Source organism: Paenibacillus sp. JNU01, assembly GCF_059130585.1.
Genome location: NZ_CP169723.1, coordinates 3348435 through 3368145, shown reverse-complemented (window position 1 = coordinate 3368145; position 19711 = coordinate 3348435). Strand labels below are relative to the sequence as shown.

Below are 19711 nucleotides of genomic sequence, written 5' to 3'. Positions count from 1 at the left end.
CTCTGTTTCTCCTGTTTATGTGTGTGACGAGTCAGCAGGGATGAACCGGCTATACATGGCATCCAAAATATGCTGAAGCTCGGAATGCAAGGGTTGAATGGCAGTTACGTTCTCCAGATTGTGCATCATGCCCAGAATAATGGCGCGTCGCGGCGTGAATTCCATCATCTCCTGTCTGAGAATGGAAATGGTTTCAAGTACATCATTCTTCGGTTGCCCTGCGGGCAAATCGGAGGCGGCGACATCCTGCATTTGTTTGATGATATGGATAGGATGTCGCATCACCGTTGAATCTGGATGGGCCTCGGTAATCCAGGCAGGCCATTCCTCCAACGGAATCAAAGGCTCAGGTCGCTGGTTAAGGAATCCATGTGCGGCATAATCCATCATTTGCAGCAAGTTTGTTGCCATTTTGGTAACGGTGAGAGAAGGCATCTCTGTAAACCAGATTTTGACGTAGGAGAGGAACAGTCCGTGTGTCAACAAAATAAGATCAATCGTATATGGTTCAATCTCCGGTCCATACTGCTCTTCCAGCTTATCCTTGAACCAATGTAAGGTACGGATCTCCAGATCTCTTTGCTGTGGAGGGCACTGTTCCTTGCGTTGCTGTTCATCATCCATCATCATGCTTCGCAATTGTACCCGCAAAAATTCCTTGAATTCGGCTACATGAATGAGCAGAGTTTCAATCTGCTTGTGCAGGCGTTCTCGCGGGGAGAGGCTGGTTTCATGCTCAATCTGCGTCATCTCGTCCATCAGCGTGTACATGCAGTACTCCAGCGTACTGGCTTCCAGTTCCTCTTTGGATTTGAACATGATATAAAGGCTGCCTTTGGACATCCCGCATAGTTCAGCAATCTCTTGCATGGATGTTGCAGCACTGCCTTTGGATGAGAATAGCTTGAGTGCTGTAGTAATGATGAGTTTTTTCTTCTCATTCATCTCATGTATAGGGTTCATTAACGATACATTCACCTCATCAGGGAACTTGTGAGTTCTTGAATTGACTTTAAGGTCAAACCAAGTATAAACGATCTGGTTAAAGGAATTCAAATGGGAGTAAATTGGAAAATTAATATGGAGGAAAGAGGATGATCAAAGGGAAAAAGAACAACATGTAACAAGGTGTAACCTGTATGTACGATGGGTGTTGCTATCAAGAACGTTTAAGTTAGGCTCCTCCAGTGAAGGCGTACAAGGCGAGTATAATAATGGCGACTAGCAAGATGAGATAGAAGATAGCCATGCCGATCAGCAGGGCATACCCAGTATAAGAGCCAAAGGGTGCCAATAATTTTTTCAACATTACACCCTCCTTTCTTACGTAGCAGTGTATAAGGAGGTTCCCTATTTCTATCATATCCGAAAAAAGACGACTTCCTGATCGAAGTCGTCTTTTTTATTTTACAGAATTTAATAGATATCCTAATGGAAGCTAAGAAGTACACGATAACGGAGATTGCAGAACCAACTTGAAGAAACGGAATGTTCGCCTTAAAGCTTTCTGTAAGAAAGCTTCTTCGGAAGCATATGCTATCACCGGATTTATCACTCTTCAACGGAAATCAAAGAAATCTGGGGATAACAGCGGTCGGAAAGTGGTATTGCAATCGGAGTTATAAAGTGTAATTCAGTTGTTCCGTTACGTGATCAGTTTCAAACCAACCGCTGCAACCAAAATCATCGCGATAAACAGGATACGCTTCGCTTCTTTCCGTTCACCGAACAGGAACATGCCTGTTAACGTGCTGCCTACCGTTCCGATCCCGGTCCACACCGCATACGCTGTGCCCATGGGAATGGACGTCATGGCGTAAGATAACAGCGAGAAGCTAAACACAAACGATACCAGCATCAGTACGATATAAGGCCAGCCTTTGCGAGTAGAAGCACCATTAATACCGATCACGCCGAAAATTTCACATATCCCTGCACCCACAATTGCCATCCAAGCCATTATACTGCACCTCCTTTGGCTTCTTGCTGATCCGTAACCAGTTTCAGTCCGATTACGCCGCAGAGCAACAATCCAATGAGCAATACTTTGGCCAAGCGGAACGGTTCGCCGAATAAGACCATTTCCGTAAGGACGGTACCTGCCGTACCAATTCCCGTAAAGACGGCATACACCGTACCGACAGGCAGTCTTTTGGAAGCAGCAATAATCAGTCCAAAGCTGATCACGATGGCAATCCCCGTCAAAGTCCACTCCCAGGCATTCGAGGCATGTTTCAGCCCGCTTACCCAGACAATCTCAATAATGCCACCGACAAATACATATAACCAGTTGCGGTTCATGATGTTGAATCTCCTTCCGGCACAACACTTCGTGCCTCTTCGTTCAGATGATGAATGCCATGCCAGAAGACAGGCCAGGATGCTTCCAACCGCCTCTTGTACCGACGGGAACTTCCATAGATGATCTCAACGGTAATCCCGTCGAGAAACGTCATGAATGCAATGGCGGCCTGCTCCGCGGGAATGGGTGAAATATCCCCATGACGTATTGCCCGTTGAAGCAAACGAGTTAGCGCACGTTCCATACCATCGATAAACGGATACACCAGATCCATCACTTCGCTATAAAGGGAAAGTGGTGGGTAGAAACAATTGCGCAGCATCAAGCGAGCAGAGGCGTGTGCATTGTATTCTTGTTCGAACCAGATCAGCAAACCCTTCAGCCTCTGCTCCAATGGCAGATCCTCATGATCACGGAAATATTCGAGTGTGTGCCGTGTTACTTCGTGAAAAGCAAACGCCAGGGTGTGCAAAAACAAGTCATCCTTGCAGCTGAAATGTGCATATATGGACGGTTTTTTAATCCCGACTTCATCAGCTATAGCTCGTAGTGAAGCCCCCTCATAGCCATCTCTGGCAAAATGGAACAGGGCTGCATCCCGAATGGATTGTGCAGTCATTAGATCACCTTCCTAACGGTCGTTAGGTAATTATATTTTCACACTTCACATCACCTGTCAAGATGAAAATATCCGCCTGCACACGAGAGTACAGGCGGATACAGGTATGAATATGGTGCTTGTCTAAAAGGTCGTAAGACCCAAAATCAGCTGTAACTTATAAAGGATACCTTTCAAGAACGTGGTCTTCTCCTGAAACTCATCCAGGTCCAACGTGAACTCGGCATCATCATTATTCCAAATACGCTCAAAATAATTCGCGATATCGCGCGTGAACTTATTGTCTGGAGGTGCAGCAACCCATAGATCATTCTCCAGATTGTAGTCATTCATGTTTCGGGGTGTGAAGTTGGTTGAACCGCCGAGCACGATATGATCTCCGCTTGCCTTGGCAATATAGATCATCTTGGTGTGGTACTGTTCCTTAGTGGTGTTATACCAGCGGATCTGTATTTTACCGTTGGATTTATCATGCAATTCGGCGGCAACAGGGCGATTAGGAATGCCGATTTTTTCCTGACCAAACGCATTCTCATTAGGATCAAGTACAAGCCGGATGTCGGTTCCTCGTTTTTCGGCTTCGAGCAGGGCTTCCAATACTTTCGGAGAGGCCACATAGAACATGCCCATCCATATAGTATCACCTTTGCCAGCCTGATTGATTTCATGGAGAACAGCGTCATTCACTTTGCCCTCAGTTAAATAGCGTATTCGTAAATCTCCCGTGTTTGAATCCTTCGAAGGAGCTGTGTAGGCAGGAACCTGGCCTCCGCCCGAGATATCAAGTACAGCTTGCTCTGATTGCAGAATATCCCCTATGACTGGACCTGTTACTTCAAATGCAATGTTCGAGTGGTAAGCACTCGCATCATGGATATTGCCGGAAGAGACAATCGCCGTCTTTTCACTAACAACAACTTTGCGGTGATTCGCCTTCACATTGAGCAGCTTGAGATAGGAACGCACAGTGACATCCGGACCATCTGTGGCCATCAGGTTCTTGATCCAGCCATCCCCGGATTGGCCAAACCACTGGAAGAAGGTTCGCCAGACCGCAGAGTATACCGGAGTTGAATCACGCAAAGGGTCCACATCCGTAATGACTACATGAATGCCTGCTTGTTTCATTTGTTCCAGCAACGGATTCGGTGCTGAGTTATAGTTGGTATTTACTTCATCTGTAATAAACCAAATGTCCATATCAGGATGCTGATTTTTTTTGGCGACCAGAGCTTCGGTAAATTCAGTACTTACGGGAGGAAAGTTCTGTCCCTTGTGTTGATAATTATTGAACAGGAACATATCGACCAGGACAAACTGCTCTGCTTCCTCCACAATCTGCATCATGCGCTGAAAGATCTGCTGTTCATGCTGCATCTGTCCGTCGGAGGAAGGATAGGTCAGGTCATGCAGGAATTCGACTTGATCCACACGATACTCCGGACTTTCGTAGGAAATGCCCGGTGGCAATGGTTTATAGGTCTGATAGAGCATGACGGCGATGAGCCATAGGACCAATAGGGCGATCCCTGTTCGTATGTATGGAAATTTGCCGCGTGAAGACTTGCGGTCTGATGTATGGCGGCGCAATGAGACCAACGGTGGACTCCCCTTTCTGTACGTGCTGAGTTCTATTACCACACGGATGATAACGTTGACGCAGGATAACCCGGTAGAATAACGAATGTAGGCGTATAGTACATATAGCAAATTGGCAGGATGCAATCGACAGGTGTCTGAGCGTTGTGTATAATGAGTGTATTATTTTTGTAGAATGTTAGGGTTTTCATATGCCTGACAAGGACGGGGAACCAAGGATATAACCTGTGAAATCTGGACAATTAGGAAAGAAAGTGGGTAATAAGGTGTATTCCATCAAACAAGTCGCAGCCATGCTCGATATCAGGGCGGTAACAATCCGGGCTTGGGAGAATCGGTATAATGCGGTCACCCCTGAGCGGACGGAATCGGGTTATCGAATGTATACCGAAGAGAATGTTGAGGATCTGCGCTGGTTGAAAGAACAGGTAGAGCTGCATCAGACTAATATCTCGGAAGCGGTACGGATGTTGAAAGTAAACAAATTAAACCCACCCGAGGCAGCTGCGCCTATTCCGATCATGGCTCCGGTGCCTTCAATGGAAGAAGCATACGAACGGATGGCAGATCAGATCTATGACTCGCTCTACAACTTTCAGGGTGAACGTGCCAATGGTTTGATTGATTTTGGTTTCACCATGTACGGGTACGATTCGATGTTCTATCATGTGCTGGTTCCCATACTGGTTCGGGTTGGAGATGCATGGGAGCAAGGCAGGGCTTCGGTCGCTCAGGAACACTTCATGACTCAGCTGATTTCACAGCGGTTTTATCAGTTTTTCCATCTGTTCCCGATCTATCCGCATCTGCCCAAAGTTCTGGCGTTGTGTCCGGAAGGGGAGCATCATCAGGTTGGGTTGCTGCTGTTCTCTCTCTTTATGCGTAAAAATGGAGCAGAAGTACTGTATCTCGGTGCGAACACGCCGGAAGAAGGCATTTTCCCGATTATCCGGGAGCAAAAGATCAAGTTGGTCTGCCTTTCGATCACAAGTCCGGGGCTGCTTGAACGGTGCGATCAACTTATAGAGCGGATTAAAAATGAATTTCCACATATTCGCTTCGTACTTGGTGGGAAAGGCTATGAGCGTGCAGAACATGCTCGTTACCCGCAATGGATCATGCCAGAGGATTCAGCAGATTGGCAGTCATGGATAGAACGTGAGTATCTCACAGAGCAACCACCTGGTGCGAGGTTTGGACAGGCAAATAATTAAGTATGATCTTAAATGACAATGAATAAGCTAGTGTATACAGGACATCCTTTGACGAAAGTGATCAAGGGGTGTTTTTTGCTTTTTTGATTGGAGTATTCTCGTAATTTGACCGATGGGTCATTTTTTGGTTTACAAGGTCGTATAATATTTGTATTATATTTGTATAATGTTTTTGCTGGTTACCGCTTAAAGTGTTCTTGGGCGGTTTAATAATAGGCTAGGGGCTAGAGAACTATAGGAATTCCCTACATAGAGAGGTGAGTGGCATGATACTGAATCAACAACGCAAACGTGCAGCTGTGATTGGCGCGGGTCCGGGTGGACTCGCAGCAGCGATGCTATTGTCCGGTCAGGGGTACGAAGTAGATGTATATGAGAAACAGCCAGTCATCGGGGGGCGTTCTGCCAGATTGGAACTGGGTGAATATCGATTCGACCGGGGCGCTACATTTTTGATGATGCCTCAGCTGATTGAAGAGATGTTCGACGTGGTGGGTCGCAAGTTATCCGATTATGTGCATATGAAAGAGTTAACCCCACTGTACGCACTGAACTTTGGTGACAAGGTGTTCACACCTTCTCGTAATCGGGAAGATACAGCTGCGCAGATTAAGGAATTGTTCCCGGGCAATGAAGACCATTACCTTCGGTTCATGCAAGAAGAAGAAGTGAAGTTTGGCAAAGTCATGCCTTTGCTCCGCCGGCCTTTTGGCAAACTGACGGACTATTTGCGTAAAGATGCGGTGTCAGCTCTACCCAAGCTTGATGTCCACAATACAGTCTATGGAATCTTGTCCCGCTATTTTACAGACGAGCGTCTACGCTGGGCATTCACATTCCAATCCAAATACCTTGGCATGTCTGCCTGGGATTGTCCGGGTACCTTTACCATACTATCGTTCATCGAGCATCACTACGGATTGTTCCACCCGATTGGCGGTGTGAATCGGATCTTCCAGGCCATGGCTGATGTCGTGGAAGAATACGGAGGACGGATACATACTTCCACCCCGGTGAAACAGGTCATCGTTCGCAAGGGTCGTGCCGAAGGTGTGTTGCTTGAGAACGGTGAACGCATCGAAGCGGACCATGTGGTCGTGAACGCCGACTTTGCACATGCGGTGAACCATTTGTTCGAACCGGGCGTACTTAAGAAATATACCCCGGAGAAAATGAAACGCAAAAAGTACTCCTGCTCTACAGCGATGCTGTATCTGGGTGTGGATGGTGAAGTGGACCTGCCGCATCACTCGATCTATTTTCCAGAGGACTACCGGTTGAACGTTGATGAGATTACGAAGCACAAAATGTTGTCAGCCGATCCATCTCTATATATTCATAACCCTTCCGGACTCGATTCGACACTGGCACCGGAAGGAAAATCTGCTTTATATGTTCTGATGCCTACGCCTAACCTTACCGCAGACATCGATTGGGAAGCAGAACGTGAGAATGTGCAGGAGGCCATGATGAAGCGCATGGAAGGCATTCCTGAGCTGGCAGACATTCGCAGCAGGATTGAAGAATGTATGCTGTTCACGCCACTCGATTGGGAGAATGAACTGGATGTGTACCGCGGAGCAACGTTCAACATGGCGCATAATCTGGGTCAGATGATGTACCTGCGTCCCCATAACCAGTTTGAAGAGTTGAAAAGTGTATGGTTGGTAGGCGGAGGAACACATCCTGGCAGCGGTTTGCCAACGATCTTTGAATCGGCTCGAATCAGTGTGAGGCTGATCCAGGAAGAGGACGCGCGCACGCGCTCCAAGCCATCCTCTTATGTGAAGACGGCAGAAGCCGGAGGGCATTCATGAAGCGGGCCGCCATTGTAGGGGCAGGGATTGGCGGACTTACTTCTGCGTTGTTGTTGAACCGTCAGGGATGGGATGTCACCGTGTATGAACGGGGATCGCGCGTTGGCGGACGCATTGGTTATGAGCAGGAAGGAGAGTACCGGATTGATCAGGGGCCGACCATCGTGCTTCTGCCGGAGATGTTACTTGGCATACTGGAGGAAGCCGGCGTAGATCGTTCGAAGATTGAGCTGCTTCGCTGTGATCCGCTATATAGAGTGCATTATCACAGTGGTCGTGTCATGACCAAGATGACGTCACGTGAGGAGCAGACGGCGGAGATTGAGCGTTTGTTCCCGGGAGAGAGCCGAGGGTTCACACGGTTTATGAAAGACATGGACACGTTGTTTCCGGCAGGCCGGGCAGCGTTTCTGGAACGGGCTTTTCCGCGTAAAAGGGATTTCTTTACACCATCTCTCATGTCACTTATGGGCAGATTACGTGCACACAAAAGTGTCCGGAAAGCGGTGGGTGATTATTTTCAGCATGAGGAATTGCTAGATGCTTACTCGCTACAAAGTCTATACATCGGTGGATCGCCGTTCGGGACGCCAGGCATCTACTCCCTGCTTCCCTATGCAGAGCATGAATATGGAATCTGGATGGTGAAGGGCGGGTATGCAGCATTACCGGCTATTCTGGAACAGGAACTGATCTCACGTGGTGGACGTGTTGTACTGAATGCGGAAGTTACAGGGCTCACGATTAAAAATGGTGTATGTGAAGGTATAGAAACGGCAGCAGGCGCAGAAAATGTGGATGCAGTTATCTACAATGGCGATTTCCCCCATCTTTCGGGTTTGCTTGGTCAATCATCAGAGGTAGCGCGTAAAAGAAAGCCGTATCGTCCCTCTTCCGGATGTGTATTGCTCTATGTGGGCGTGGACAAAACCTGGGAAGATACAACGACGCACCAGTTCTTCCTGCCACCAAGTCTTGAAGGCAGTTTACAGGAAGTGTTCAATCAGCGACGCATTCCGGCAAAGTCCTCATTTTACGTATTTAATCCGGTCGCATTGGATGAGACGGCAGCGCCTTCAGGACAGAGTGTATTGTATTTCCTCATTCCCGTACCCGATGCCGAAGGTGTCGACTGGGAGCAGGAGAGCGAGGCGTTGGCAGAACGTGTACTGGAAGAAGCGGAGCAACGTGGATTCACGGGACTTCGTGCATCAATCAAGTGGAAAAAGGTGCGCACACCCGCTGACGCAGAGCGAGACGGGCTCTATGGGGGCGGAAGCTTCGGTATTGCGCCAGTGTTGTTCCAGTCCGGTGTATACCGACCGCAACCCAAACCATTCCCGAATATCAAAGGATTATATGCCGCAGGGGCATCTGTACATCCTGGAGGCGGAGTGCCGATTGTGATGCAGAGTGCACGTATGGCCGTCAATCAACTCACGAAGGAGATGGGAACATGAATGAAGCGATTTTGAGCAGGTGTGAAGAGTTGATGCAAAAGGGTTCTTCCTCTTTTTATCAGGCCTTTAGAGGGCTGCCAAGTCCGCGTCGGGAAGCGGTATATGTCATTTATGCCTTCTGCCGCATGATCGATGACAGTGTGGATGAACCGGAACAATCGGCCTATACGATTCATGAGATCCATGATTTGTTTGATCGACTGGACGAAGCGGAAGGACACTTTATCTGGCCAGCACTGAGATGGTTGTTTAGCAGTTTCCCTCATCTGGATAAGGGGCCATTCTTCCGCCAGATGGAAGGGCAACTCACCGATCTTAAAGTAACGCATTATGCAACGATGCAGGAACTGGAGCATTATTGTTATCTGGTGGCTGGAACCGTAGGCGAGATGTTGTTGCCTGTATTGCGGGATGATAATGGCGCGGAAGTAGCCGTAAACGGGATTGCTTTGGGTAAAGGAATGCAGATCGTTAACATTATTCGTGATGTAGGTGAAGATCGGGCCAGAGTGCGCCGGTATGTTCCGCTGGAGATCATGGAGAAGCATGGTTACTCGGAGCAGGACTTTGAAGACGGGATCGTGGACGAACGCTTTATTGCCATTATTCATGAGTTAAAAGCAGCAGCATTGAACTGGTTCCGTATTGGCATGGATCGATTGGATACTTATCCGACGGAAAGTGCGTTTTCGATTGAGCTGGCAGCAGCCTTTTACTCCACCATTCTACACGCGGTTGAGCGTAACGACTATGACGTATATACCAAACGGGCATATGTTAGTGATGAATTGAAACTGGAGATGCTGGGTGCGATTGTGAAACGTTACCCGATGCTGGCCTATCAAGCCTCCCGAACGGCGGTATCCTGATGATTCAGTGGCTTTACTGGGCTTGGTATGTCATTGGAGCAACCTTGATGTTGACGATCGGCGTACCGGACGTGTTGTCCTTTTCCAATGGTTTATTCTTAATCTTCTATGCGTTGTATGTGCTGGATCTGATCTACCAGGGGCGCAATCGGACAGGTCTGTCCGACCAGTCAGTCATCTGGTTGAAACCCGGGCTGTGGATCGCTTCCGTGATCATCTGGTTGGGTGGTATGGGCGTGGAGTGGGTAGGGGTGCATACGCATTGGCCCTTTGGTGAGTATGCTTACTCTGACTTTTTCGGGATTCATCTGTTCAGTGTGCCTGTTACGCTGGGTTTCGCCTGGATCGCAGTGGTGGGTAACTCGGCGCTGTTAAGTGGCGGGGGTTCAACCTGGGCTGGCAAGCTGCTTCGAGCCGTGAAGACCGGGTTCTGGGCGGTGGTTCTTGATCTGGTACTCGATCCTGTCGCGCATGCAAGAGGATTCTGGGAGTGGCAGGCTCCAGGTGGATTCTACGGGGTCCCGTGGACCAATTACATAAGCTGGTTTATCATGGGCGCATTCCTGTCCCTGTTCCTTCCGGCCATGCCTGGTGACCGTAGCTCATTGCTGCGTGCAAAATGGTTGTATCAGCTCTTTATTCTTTTATTCGGCTTACTCGCCCTCAAGGAAGGAATTACAGGCAGTTTTATCATCGCTATTGCAGGAGTGCTTCTTGCCGAAGGGAGCTGGCTCTATGATTCGCGCCGTAAAATCAAAACCGTTTAACCATATTTTTGCCTTATACAATCACTATTATCTGCTGCGTCGGCGCTTCCGTTCATTTACGCTATCGGGGTCACTGGACCCGCAGGTGGATACCAGGGACGACTCCCGGATTGATTCCAATCGCCCGGTGATCTACTTCATGAACCACAGCTCCTGGTGGGATGGTCTGCTGCTCTATCATGCGGCCAGGCAGACATCACGGGGAGATCATTATGTGATGATGGAGGAACAGCAACTTCAGCAATATGCCTTTTTTCGTAAACTGGGTGCATATTCAATCAATAAAGAGAGTGCGTCCGGTATTCGGACCTCTCTACAGTACACCAGTGAACTATTGGATTCGGGCAAAAGGGTATGGATTTTCCCCCAAGGAGAAATTCTGCATCAGGAGGCCAGACCGATTCTGTTTCGTCCAGGCATCGGATTGCTGCTTCGCCGCTCTCCGAATGCCATCGCAGTACCGGTAACCTTGTGCCACGGGATGGTCCAGCACGATTTACCGGAGATATCGATGCAGGCGGGCCCTCCTGTGATGGAAGACTGGAAGACGCTCAAGAGTGAAGAGATTGCCTCCAGACTCGGTCTTGTGTTGGAACAGCAGTTAGACGATCACAGATCAGCGCTTGTACGAATGGGACAGGGGAGCTTGCCAGATGCGCTTCCGCTGATTCGTCATGTACGTTCGACCAGTGAAAAATACGACGCTGCGCGAAAGCGGGTGAACCGTTAGAATGAGTGCATCTGAAACCTTCTGGATTGTGCTGACAAGCATAATGGGAATACAACTGTTGTTCGCTCTATGGAACGTCTCCTGTCTGCCCAAAGTACGTTCATTCCGGTCAGACAAGATACAACCACCGGACCTGCTGGTCTCGGTGCTGATTCCGGCCAGAAATGAAAGACTACATATCGAAGGATGTCTGGAAAGTGTGCTCGCGAGTGATACGTCGGGATTCCGAATGGAAGTGCTGGTGCTGGATGATCGCTCCGAAGATGAGACAGCGGCCATGGTTCAGGCGATTGCGGATCGTGATGCGCGTGTGCGTCTGCTGCATGGTGTCGATTTACCCGAGGGCTGGATGGGGAAATCCCATGCGTGTCACAGGTTGGTTCAGGAGGCCGAGGGAGAGTGGTATATGTTCGTGGATGCGGATGTGCGTCTGGAGCCAAGTGCCATTCGGCAGACTCTTGCGGCAGGGTGTGAGCAGAGCGGTGGTCTGGTAACCGGTTTTCCTTATCAGGTAACGAAGACTTGGATGGAAAAGCTTGTTGTACCGATGATGGTCTTCACCATCATCAGTCATCTGCCCATTTTCATGATCCGCAGATCATCCAGTCCGATGTTTGTGGCCGCTACGGGGGCTTTTTTGCTGATTCATCGCTCCAGTTACGAAGCATCCGGTGGTCATGCTGCCATTCAGGCCCATCTGGTAGATGACATGAGTCTAGCCAAAGCGGTCAAGCGTGCAGGTCATCCGGTGATGCTGACAGACGTGCATGACGTAACGAATACCCGCATGTATCAGAATGGTGCAGAAGTATGGAACGGATACAAGAAAAACATGTACGAAGGTATGGGCCGTAAAGACGTACTGCTGCTTGGCACGATGTTGATGTATACGCTGATGTATATTGTGCCTCCGCTAGGATTGATTTTTGGACTCATGACAGGTAGTTCGATGTCCATTCTGTATGGATTGTTAGGAACATTACTGGGGATGGCTGTGAAAAGAGTAGCGGATCGTGCTGGCGGACAACCTTGGTGGCTTGCACTTTTGCAACCAGTTAGCATGGCATGTGTCATTGCCATTGGATTTGCTTCCTGGCAGGCGGGTCGCTCCGGCAAGGGGTATGTATGGAAAGGTAGGCGGTACAATTGAAGGGTCACATGAGAGGTAACGTCATCATTATCGGTGCAGGATTCGGAGGTCTATCGTGTGCGATCCGACTTGCTTCACAAGGTGTGCAGGTGACCATTCTGGAACGGCAGGATCATGTAGGTGGTAAGCTGCAGCAGATTGAGCGAGACGGTTATCATTTTGATCGGGGACCGAGCACGATCACGATGCCATCCACCTTTCGTTCCGTCTTCGATCATGCAGGTGTAACAATGGAAGATTACGTACAGCTATATGAGTTGGAGCCGCGTACGCGTAATGTATTTGCAGATGGCACGGTAGTAGATTTGTCAGGCAATCGCGGGTGGATGAAAGAGCAGATCGCAGCGTACAGTCCGGAGGATGCGGCTCGTTATGATGCGTTTATGGATGAGTCTGCCGCGCTGTATGCGGAAGCCAATCGTCATTTTCTGGGTAAGTTGTTGCTGTCTCCTTCTGACAAATACAATCTTCAGATGCTGCGCAGCCTGCTCCGCGTGAGGCCAACGGTGAAGCTGGATAAGCTGCTGCGTTCGTATTTCCGGCATCCACATACACTCGCTATGTTCGGGCGGTACGCAACCTATGTGGGATCATCGCCGTATCAGTCTCCTTCGATCTTTGCCATGATGGGTCATGTGGAAGCAGAGGTGGGCATCTACGGGGTCAAAGGAGGAACCTATCAACTGATCGAGGGCATGACTCGGCTGGCACAGGAAAAAGGCGTGCAGATCATTACGGGCATAGAGGTCCGGCAGATTGTTGTTCGGAATGGCGCAGTGGCAGGTGTGGATACGAATCAAGGCTTCCGTGAAGCCGATCAGGTTGTTGCCAATGGAGATGTGCTTAGCGTGAATCGACTACTGCTCGCACCGGAACACCGAAAAGAGATGAGTGATGCCCGCATACGGAAGTATGAGCCATCCATCTCGGGATTTGTGACGCTGGCAGGTGTGCAAAAGCAATATGATGCACTGCTGCACCATACCGTCTTTTTCCCGGAACGGTATGAACCGGAGTTCAACCATATTTTCCGTGACCGTAAAATGCCCGAAGATCCCACGATCTACATCTGTTATTCCGGTTATTCCGAAGCGGGCATGGCCCCAGCGGGAGCCAGTAATCTGTTCATTCTGGTTAATGCCCCCTACTTGTCAGATTCATGGAATTGGGAGCAGCAGACGGAACGTTACGGAGCGTTTGTACTGGAACAATTGGCAGCGCGGGGAATTACCGGGTTGAACCAATCCGATGTGTTGATCCGATACACGCCGCGAGATATCGAACGGGATACGTTGGCGCATCAAGGCTCGATCTATGGCATTTCGTCCAACTCGGTGAAGCAGACCTTCATGCGACCAGGTAACCGAAGCAAAGATGTCCAAGGACTCTGGTACGTCGGCGGTACAACACATCCAGGCGGCGGAACCCCGATTGTGACCTTATCCGGGCAGCTTGTTGGTGAGCAGTTGGCATCGGAAATCTTGAGATAAGAAGGCATAAAAGATAGTGGTGCTCCGAGATTTATGTGAGACATTTGGTTTCGGAGCATCCTTTCCATAGCTGGATTGGAACGTTATACTGGATAGAGTTATGCTGCAATGTTTATTTAGATGAATGTTTTTGTCTTTTGCATAGGACATCTATACATAGAAGCAAGGAACGGGCAGGTTATCCTGTCGATCCGCACGATTCTCACATAGGAGGTCTCATCATGAATGAACAAGAGCGAGCCGGCGAACGGCTGCTTCCCGAAGTGGCTACGGGAGAACGGAAGCTGGAACACGTGCGCCTCTGTCTTGAGGAGAATGTGGCAGGAGAAGGGGTAACCAGCGGTATGGAGCGGTATGCGTTTCGTCATCACCCACTGCCGGAGCTGGATTTTGAAGAGGTGCATCTGGAGACTTCGTTTATTGGCAAAAAAGTACGTACACCCTTGCTCATCAGTTCGATGACGGGTGGAAGCAAAACAACGGGCGCCATCAATGAGCGCCTCGCCCGAGTAGCGAACGCCAGAGGCTGGGCGCTCGGCGTAGGTTCGATCCGGGCTGCCGTGGAACAGCCAGAACTGGCAAGTACCTTCGATGTGCGTCGCTGGGCACCGGACATCCCGGTCATTGCCAACCTGGGCGCGGTGCAGCTGAACTATGGCTTCACCACGGCTGACTTCCAGCGTGCTGTAGATATTGCGGGTGCGGACATGCTCGTGCTTCATCTGAACACGTTGCAGGAAGTTTTCCAGCCGGAAGGTAATACGAACTTCAGCGGATTATTTCACCGGATTGAGAACTTGTGTCGTGAGTTAGACGTGCCTGTTGGCGTAAAAGAAGTCGGTTTTGGCATCGATGGCGTGACGGCTCAACGCTTATATGAAGCAGGTGTGGCGTTTATCGATGTAGCTGGTGCTGGTGGTACAAGCTGGGTGCAGGTAGAGAAATACCGTAACAACAACCCGGTACGCCGGGCGGCTGCGGAAGCTTTTGCCGACTGGGGCATTCCGACAGCGGAGTGTATTCAGGAAGTGCGAGCGCTGAATCCGGCGGGTGCTCTGATTGGCAGTGGCGGACTTTACACGGGGGTAGATGCGGCCAAAGCCCTCGCGCTCGGTGCAGACCTGGCAGGTTTTGGGCGATCTCTGCTCGAATCCGCGGTCGCTTCCGATGATGCGCTGAATGAGCGGTTGGAACAGGTTGAATTCGAGCTGCGTACCGTGATGTTTGGCATTGGCGCAGGGCGGATTGAGGATTTGAAACAGACGGAGCGGCTGGTGGAACGTCGTTAGAATAAAACTAGACATGGCGTCTTGCTGAACAGTCTGACTTGTAAGCGGCGTATTCACTGGGTCTGATGGAGCAACGTTCGCTAACGAACCTGTAACACCTTATTTGGCGATTCAGGCGTTAGTTGGGAATCTAACGAATCTCACACACGCTAAGAGGCCAGAAAACAGTGATTTACAGCGGATGATGCCAAAGAAAGAGTAAATAACGAGTCTAGGGTTCGTTAGATTTTCAAAACGTATGAAAAGGGCTGAATAGTGTCTCTCATGTTCGTTAGACTGTGAGGGAAACGTGGAACGGTTTATGGATCGGATTGGGCCCTTCAGCTTTTAACTGCGGTAAGTCAATTAATTAATATTGGTGTATTACTTTGAGCATGTCGACGATAATTAACGACATGCTTTTTTGTCATGCATAACAAGATGAAGATTTAATTCAGAGTAAAATTTTTTATTGTTTGTTAATACATTACACATTATGATTGATGAGTCTTAAGGAATGGTTTTTAATGACTTTTTTAGGTAAAAAGACTCACTTATAATTAAGGGAAGGATGGATTGATTCACGACAAATTCTAAGAGGTGATACATAACATGAAGTTCAAAAGGATATTAATTTTCATGCTAGTTATTAACTTATTGTTAGTTAATATACTAATTTCAGGAGGAGGGACAGACGTAGCTCATGCGAATTATGAGCCTCGTATAGATAGAATAACTAAGGAGTCTTCCAAGTCGAATGATAACTTCATAGACTCGTATAATTCCAAGACTACTAGTATGTCTGCATCAATTGAAACAATAAGTGATACCAATACTACGTCATATTTGCCGAAACCTAACGTAACGGTAACCACAACGGAAAACTCCATAACGGTGTCTTGGGATGAAGTTCCCGGAGCAACTAAATATGCTGTTACTGTCAATCGAGAAGTTGCTATGGATAAAAATATAAGAACGTACACAATAACAAGAGTTTCACCAGATGAAACATACAGGATCGGAGTTCTCGCATATGACGGGGAAAAATATGGAGAACAAGAGTTACTCTTCGTTAGATTGAAGGGACCTGCGCCAATCTACGATGATGCGGGTAGAATTGATTTTACGGGGAAAATTTCAGGTGAATTAGAGATTGTTAATGGTGGCTTCGCTTATGTGAACTGGGGGCTTGTGAATGGCAATGCGATCAGTCTGTTTTACAAGCTAGATGCAGTCATACAGGCAGAGGTGTACGTCAATGATGTGAAAAATACTGATCTGAAGAGCCAATCCAGTTCAAGTGCTCTTATTAATGGTTTGACACAAGGTGAGAAAAATGTAATTAGGTTAGCTTGGACGAATCCGACAGACTCCACTCAACGTTCATTAGAGTTTATAATCACGCCTCCTGTACAGGATGCTTATACTTTAGGAGATTCCAAGGCAGGATTTGGCGCCGTCGTTGATCTTAAGCAATACGGTAAGTGGTATCTTGTGGACAATCAAACCATAATCTCTCAAAATACCGTTTCGAAATATATTGATACACAAGGTGATAGTGCTAGATGGAGAGTAGACATGTCCTCCAAGTTCGCAGATAGTGTGGGCTATGAATTAAACAAAATAAAAGAAGACAAGCAATCTCCTTTCCAATCGCAATGGTGGTATGTCAATACGTTTGATACTGGGGAGTACGTTAATGGTTATTCATCTCCTGTAGGGATCGTTACCAAGGAGGATCTAGAGAAATATAGAGGGATTGTTCTAAGTGATCTTAAACGTCCGAACCAGATGATATCCAGTCTGGCTTTGGCTAACCCTTATACTTATGAAAATGCGAAATCTGGAAATAAGGGGCCTGTATTTACGGAGATAGCTACTGGATCTGATGCATTCCCAAATAATCATATAAACTTTGTTCCAGCAGGCAGCTCGGTACAGAATTTCAAATACAAAGCCTTCTTAAAATATAATGGTGAATTTAAAGGACAGGGAACCCCTGAAGATCCTTACGTTATTCCGACTCTAGCTGATGGGGAACCTGTGATCACGAAACTAGATAGTCCTAGATACTCGCAGTCGAGTGCTGTGGGTAATAATGCGATTCGGTTGCAGTGGCATGCAGTGGAAGGTGCAGAACAATATATTCTCAAGCGTGGTTCTGAAGTTCTATATGAGGGTCCGCTTTTAGAATATGTGCATGAAGGTGTGAATTTTAATTCGATCACTAAGTATACATTAGTAGCTCGCAAAGGCGATGTTTACAGTGAAGAAGCGAAATTTACAATCGGAATTAGAAATTTTATATCATATCCACCAGATTTCCGAGCTGAAGCACTGGATTCCACCAAGGTTAGACTTACGTGGAGTAAGGTAGACTATGCAGTAGAGTATGTGATCACCCGTAATGATCAGCCTTTGGCGGTTACCAAGTCAACTTTATACGAGGATGTAAATGTAACACCTGACACCACATACATCTATAAAGTGTTTGGCAGGGATGGAGACAACGAAGGTTCAGCTGCAGTTAAAAGTGTGAAAATTCCTAACGTGACTGAGAACGAGGCACCGAAAGGCCAAATTAACATAAGAGTCAATCGAGTGTACGATAATAGAGTGGACCTGCAATGGAATCTGGTGGAGGGCGCAACCCAGTATGAGATCTACCAGGATCAAGTTAATAAAGTCTGGTCAGGTCGTTCGAATACGATGATTGCGTACACCCTCCAGCCGGGAAGAACATATACCTACCGGGTTGTAGCGAGTAACAAATACGGGAAGGTTGAATCTAGTACAATCGAAGTGCAGACGGCGGGCATACCTCAATCGATGAATGTCGCTCCAATGAATGCCTCGAACGCAACGATTGCCTTTGAATATCAACCTATTGAAGGAGCGGTTCATTACGTTGAACGTAATCCACAAACGAAGTACGAACCTCTAGGAAACGGTGTTTACCGTAAGACGTATGTTAATACGGCTACTGGAGAAATGCGTGATGAGGGTATCGTGACTGCTGTGAATGGTAAGTTACAATTTAGCGAAACGGGCGTTGAACGGAGTAAATATTATGAGTATAATATCATCGCTGTTCGTGTCAGACCTGATGGATCAGAAGAAGTCATTGGCAGGCAAACGGTTGCTGTAACAACTCCCGCAGATGGAAGTGGTGCGACGGTATATGGATATAATTATCCTAATCCTGGCTATCAAAATGTAAATAATATCCCGGATTCTGGTATAAATACGGGGGTCGGGAATGGCAGCATTACGATTGATACTCAAGTTGTGGGTTCCAAGGGAGAAGTGAAAAATCCAACCAATGTTACTTTTAAAGATATAGAAAAGAGTTATGCGAAGGAAGCTATTATATACTTGGCGCAGAAAGGAATTGTCAAAGGCTATTCCGATGGTTCGTTTGGTGGACATCAAAAAGTGACGAGAGCGGAATTTGCAATCTTCTTACAACGTACCCTTGGATATAATTCTGTAGTTTCTTATATTAACGAATTTAACGATGTTCAATCTAACTCGTGGTACTATTCGGAGATAACTCCCGCATTACAACAAGGTATACTTAAAGGATTCAATGATGGTACGCTTAGACCGAATGTGCATGTTACAAGAGAAGAAGCATCAAGTATGATTGAGAACGTAATGAAGAAACAAGGTTATGTATTATCATCATTCACACTTTACGATGATAATCACATGATCTCCAATTGGGCTAGAAATAGTATCGGTCTTGTATCTCAAGAATCTGTTATGAAAGGATATCCCGATCGGAAGTTTATGCCTAAAAAGCAGCTAACCCGACAGGAGGCTGCAATGATAATCTATAACCTATTGCATAGCAAGAAGTAAATGCCCGTTAAAGTTTTTTTTACAAACTTATAACTGTGGTAAACGATGTTGAAATAAAATAATACCCTAACATGCAATCTTCTCAAGAGGGAGATTGCATGTTTTTTTGATGAATGACTGATATACCCTTTACATACATTCCTCTTTCACAGTGACATTCTCATTGGTTACAGTAACGTATGAATTGCCGGACAAGTATTCCGTATAACCGCAAACCATTTTGTTATAGGTTTTACCGCGGCTGTCTGTAAACTCTAAAGAGACAGTACCCTCTCCGGAAAGTTTCAGCTGTGGGGCGAATTTCACTTTTGCTCCGCTGGGAATATCCTTTTTGAATACGTAGGTGGAGCCACTCTCGTTGGTATTATACGAGTCGCCTTGGGCTAAGTTAGTCTGAATATTGGTGAGGTTATAGTCAGACTGATTGTGGATTGTGATTCTCAAGTGGCGAAAGGGATCGACTGCATTCAGCAAGCTCTTAAAGGCGACGATACCTATGACGAGTACGATGGCGGACAAGATAATGATTTTCTTTTTGGAGAATCGGCGATGTGTGTACAAG

Annotated in this window: 17 protein-coding genes; 10 read left to right on the top strand and 7 right to left on the bottom strand. The window is 47.5% G+C overall.

Going from position 1 to position 19711, the window contains the following annotated elements; genetic code table 11:
* Nucleotides 1-15: 15 nt before the first annotated feature.
* The 6 genes from NLBNIHML_RS14685 to NLBNIHML_RS14660 form a co-directional block, all read right to left on the bottom strand.
* Complete coding sequence (locus NLBNIHML_RS14685; RefSeq protein WP_494354617.1) at nucleotides 16-963, bottom strand: TetR/AcrR family transcriptional regulator; 948 nt, start codon at nucleotides 961-963, stop codon at nucleotides 16-18.
* A gap of 211 nt (nucleotides 964-1174) precedes the next feature.
* Nucleotides 1175-1309 (bottom strand): hypothetical protein, encoded by a 135-nt coding sequence (locus tag NLBNIHML_RS14680; protein WP_494354616.1) that lies wholly within the window; start codon nucleotides 1307-1309, stop codon nucleotides 1175-1177.
* Between the two features lie 336 nt (nucleotides 1310-1645).
* Nucleotides 1646-1960, bottom strand: a complete 315-nt coding sequence (locus NLBNIHML_RS14675; protein ID WP_062836933.1) for a DMT family transporter — start codon at nucleotides 1958-1960, stop codon at nucleotides 1646-1648.
* A complete protein-coding gene (locus NLBNIHML_RS14670; RefSeq protein ID WP_339238244.1) occupies nucleotides 1960-2301 on the bottom strand; it encodes a DMT family transporter in 342 nt (113 codons plus the stop codon). The genes NLBNIHML_RS14675 and NLBNIHML_RS14670 overlap by 1 nt, the downstream gene beginning before the upstream one ends.
* Nucleotides 2298-2921, bottom strand: a complete 624-nt coding sequence (locus tag NLBNIHML_RS14665) for a TetR/AcrR family transcriptional regulator (protein ID WP_339238242.1) — start codon at nucleotides 2919-2921, stop codon at nucleotides 2298-2300. Before NLBNIHML_RS14665 ends, NLBNIHML_RS14670 begins: the two co-directional genes overlap by 4 nt.
* Before the next feature lie 123 nt (nucleotides 2922-3044).
* Nucleotides 3045-4520, bottom strand: coding sequence for a phospholipase D family protein (locus NLBNIHML_RS14660; RefSeq protein ID WP_494354615.1), 1476 nt, complete (start codon nucleotides 4518-4520; stop codon nucleotides 3045-3047).
* A gap of 227 nt (nucleotides 4521-4747) precedes the next feature.
* On the opposite strand from NLBNIHML_RS14660, the gene NLBNIHML_RS14655 reads away from it, so the two are divergent.
* The 10 genes from NLBNIHML_RS14655 (at nucleotide 4748) to NLBNIHML_RS14610 (ending at nucleotide 19149) form a co-directional block, all read left to right on the top strand.
* Nucleotides 4748-5734 (top strand): MerR family transcriptional regulator, encoded by a 987-nt coding sequence (locus NLBNIHML_RS14655; RefSeq protein ID WP_339257711.1) that lies wholly within the window; start codon nucleotides 4748-4750, stop codon nucleotides 5732-5734.
* 266 nt (nucleotides 5735-6000) lie between these two features.
* Entirely contained in the window at nucleotides 6001-7551 is a 1551-nt protein-coding gene (locus NLBNIHML_RS14650) for a phytoene desaturase family protein (protein WP_494354614.1), read from the top strand.
* Complete coding sequence (locus NLBNIHML_RS14645) at nucleotides 7548-9011, top strand: phytoene desaturase family protein (protein WP_494354613.1); 1464 nt, start codon at nucleotides 7548-7550, stop codon at nucleotides 9009-9011. Before NLBNIHML_RS14650 ends, NLBNIHML_RS14645 begins: the two co-directional genes overlap by 4 nt.
* The gene (locus NLBNIHML_RS14640) at nucleotides 9008-9880 is read left to right on the top strand and encodes a phytoene/squalene synthase family protein (RefSeq protein WP_339238232.1); all 873 of its coding nucleotides are present in this window, start codon (nucleotides 9008-9010) and stop codon (nucleotides 9878-9880) included. The genes NLBNIHML_RS14645 and NLBNIHML_RS14640 overlap by 4 nt, the downstream gene beginning before the upstream one ends.
* Nucleotides 9880-10647 (top strand): carotenoid biosynthesis protein, encoded by a 768-nt coding sequence (locus tag NLBNIHML_RS14635; protein WP_494354612.1) that lies wholly within the window; start codon nucleotides 9880-9882, stop codon nucleotides 10645-10647. The genes NLBNIHML_RS14640 and NLBNIHML_RS14635 overlap by 1 nt, the downstream gene beginning before the upstream one ends.
* Nucleotides 10616-11377 (top strand): lysophospholipid acyltransferase family protein, encoded by a 762-nt coding sequence (locus NLBNIHML_RS14630; protein ID WP_494354611.1) that lies wholly within the window; start codon nucleotides 10616-10618, stop codon nucleotides 11375-11377. Before NLBNIHML_RS14635 ends, NLBNIHML_RS14630 begins: the two co-directional genes overlap by 32 nt.
* A 1-nt stretch (nucleotide 11378) precedes the next feature.
* Nucleotides 11379-12527 (top strand): glycosyltransferase family 2 protein, encoded by a 1149-nt coding sequence (locus NLBNIHML_RS14625; protein ID WP_494354610.1) that lies wholly within the window; start codon nucleotides 11379-11381, stop codon nucleotides 12525-12527.
* An 8-nt stretch (nucleotides 12528-12535) separates the two neighbouring features.
* Nucleotides 12536-14017, top strand: a complete 1482-nt coding sequence (locus tag NLBNIHML_RS14620) for a phytoene desaturase family protein (protein WP_339257705.1) — start codon at nucleotides 12536-12538, stop codon at nucleotides 14015-14017.
* Nucleotides 14018-14238: 221 nt separating this feature from the next.
* Nucleotides 14239-15306, top strand: a complete 1068-nt coding sequence (gene fni, locus NLBNIHML_RS14615; protein WP_494354609.1) for a type 2 isopentenyl-diphosphate Delta-isomerase — start codon at nucleotides 14239-14241, stop codon at nucleotides 15304-15306.
* A gap of 777 nt (nucleotides 15307-16083) precedes the next feature.
* The gene (locus tag NLBNIHML_RS14610; RefSeq protein WP_494354608.1) at nucleotides 16084-19149 is read left to right on the top strand and encodes an S-layer homology domain-containing protein; all 3066 of its coding nucleotides are present in this window, start codon (nucleotides 16084-16086) and stop codon (nucleotides 19147-19149) included.
* Nucleotides 19150-19278: 129 nt separating this feature from the next.
* Here NLBNIHML_RS14610 and NLBNIHML_RS14605 read toward each other — a convergent pair whose 3' ends face one another.
* Entirely contained in the window at nucleotides 19279-19710 is a 432-nt protein-coding gene (locus tag NLBNIHML_RS14605; RefSeq protein ID WP_494354607.1) for a hypothetical protein, read from the bottom strand.
* Nucleotide 19711: the final 1 nt, after the last annotated feature.

Bases quoted from the DNA above. Each gene is read 5' to 3' on its own strand.
- NLBNIHML_RS14685 (WP_494354617.1), bottom strand. From the start codon at position 963: ATGAACCCTATACATGAGATGAATGAGAAGAAAAAACTCATCATTACT.
- NLBNIHML_RS14620 (WP_339257705.1), top strand. From the start codon at position 12,536: ATGAGAGGTAACGTCATCATTATCGGTGCAGGATTCGGAGGTCTATCG.
- NLBNIHML_RS14650 (WP_494354614.1), top strand. From the start codon at position 6,001: ATGATACTGAATCAACAACGCAAACGTGCAGCTGTGATTGGCGCGGGT.
- NLBNIHML_RS14630 (WP_494354611.1), top strand. From the start codon at position 10,616: ATGATTCGCGCCGTAAAATCAAAACCGTTTAACCATATTTTTGCCTTA.
- NLBNIHML_RS14665 (WP_339238242.1), bottom strand. From the start codon at position 2,921: ATGACTGCACAATCCATTCGGGATGCAGCCCTGTTCCATTTTGCCAGA.
- NLBNIHML_RS14635 (WP_494354612.1), top strand. From the start codon at position 9,880: ATGATTCAGTGGCTTTACTGGGCTTGGTATGTCATTGGAGCAACCTTG.
- NLBNIHML_RS14610 (WP_494354608.1), top strand. From the start codon at position 16,084: ATGTCTGCATCAATTGAAACAATAAGTGATACCAATACTACGTCATAT.
- NLBNIHML_RS14645 (WP_494354613.1), top strand. From the start codon at position 7,548: ATGAAGCGGGCCGCCATTGTAGGGGCAGGGATTGGCGGACTTACTTCT.
- fni (WP_494354609.1), top strand. From the start codon at position 14,239: ATGAATGAACAAGAGCGAGCCGGCGAACGGCTGCTTCCCGAAGTGGCT.
- NLBNIHML_RS14670 (WP_339238244.1), bottom strand. From the start codon at position 2,301: ATGAACCGCAACTGGTTATATGTATTTGTCGGTGGCATTATTGAGATT.
- NLBNIHML_RS14625 (WP_494354610.1), top strand. From the start codon at position 11,379: ATGAGTGCATCTGAAACCTTCTGGATTGTGCTGACAAGCATAATGGGA.
- NLBNIHML_RS14675 (WP_062836933.1), bottom strand. From the start codon at position 1,960: ATGGCTTGGATGGCAATTGTGGGTGCAGGGATATGTGAAATTTTCGGC.
- NLBNIHML_RS14680 (WP_494354616.1), bottom strand. From the start codon at position 1,309: ATGTTGAAAAAATTATTGGCACCCTTTGGCTCTTATACTGGGTATGCC.
- NLBNIHML_RS14640 (WP_339238232.1), top strand. From the start codon at position 9,008: ATGAATGAAGCGATTTTGAGCAGGTGTGAAGAGTTGATGCAAAAGGGT.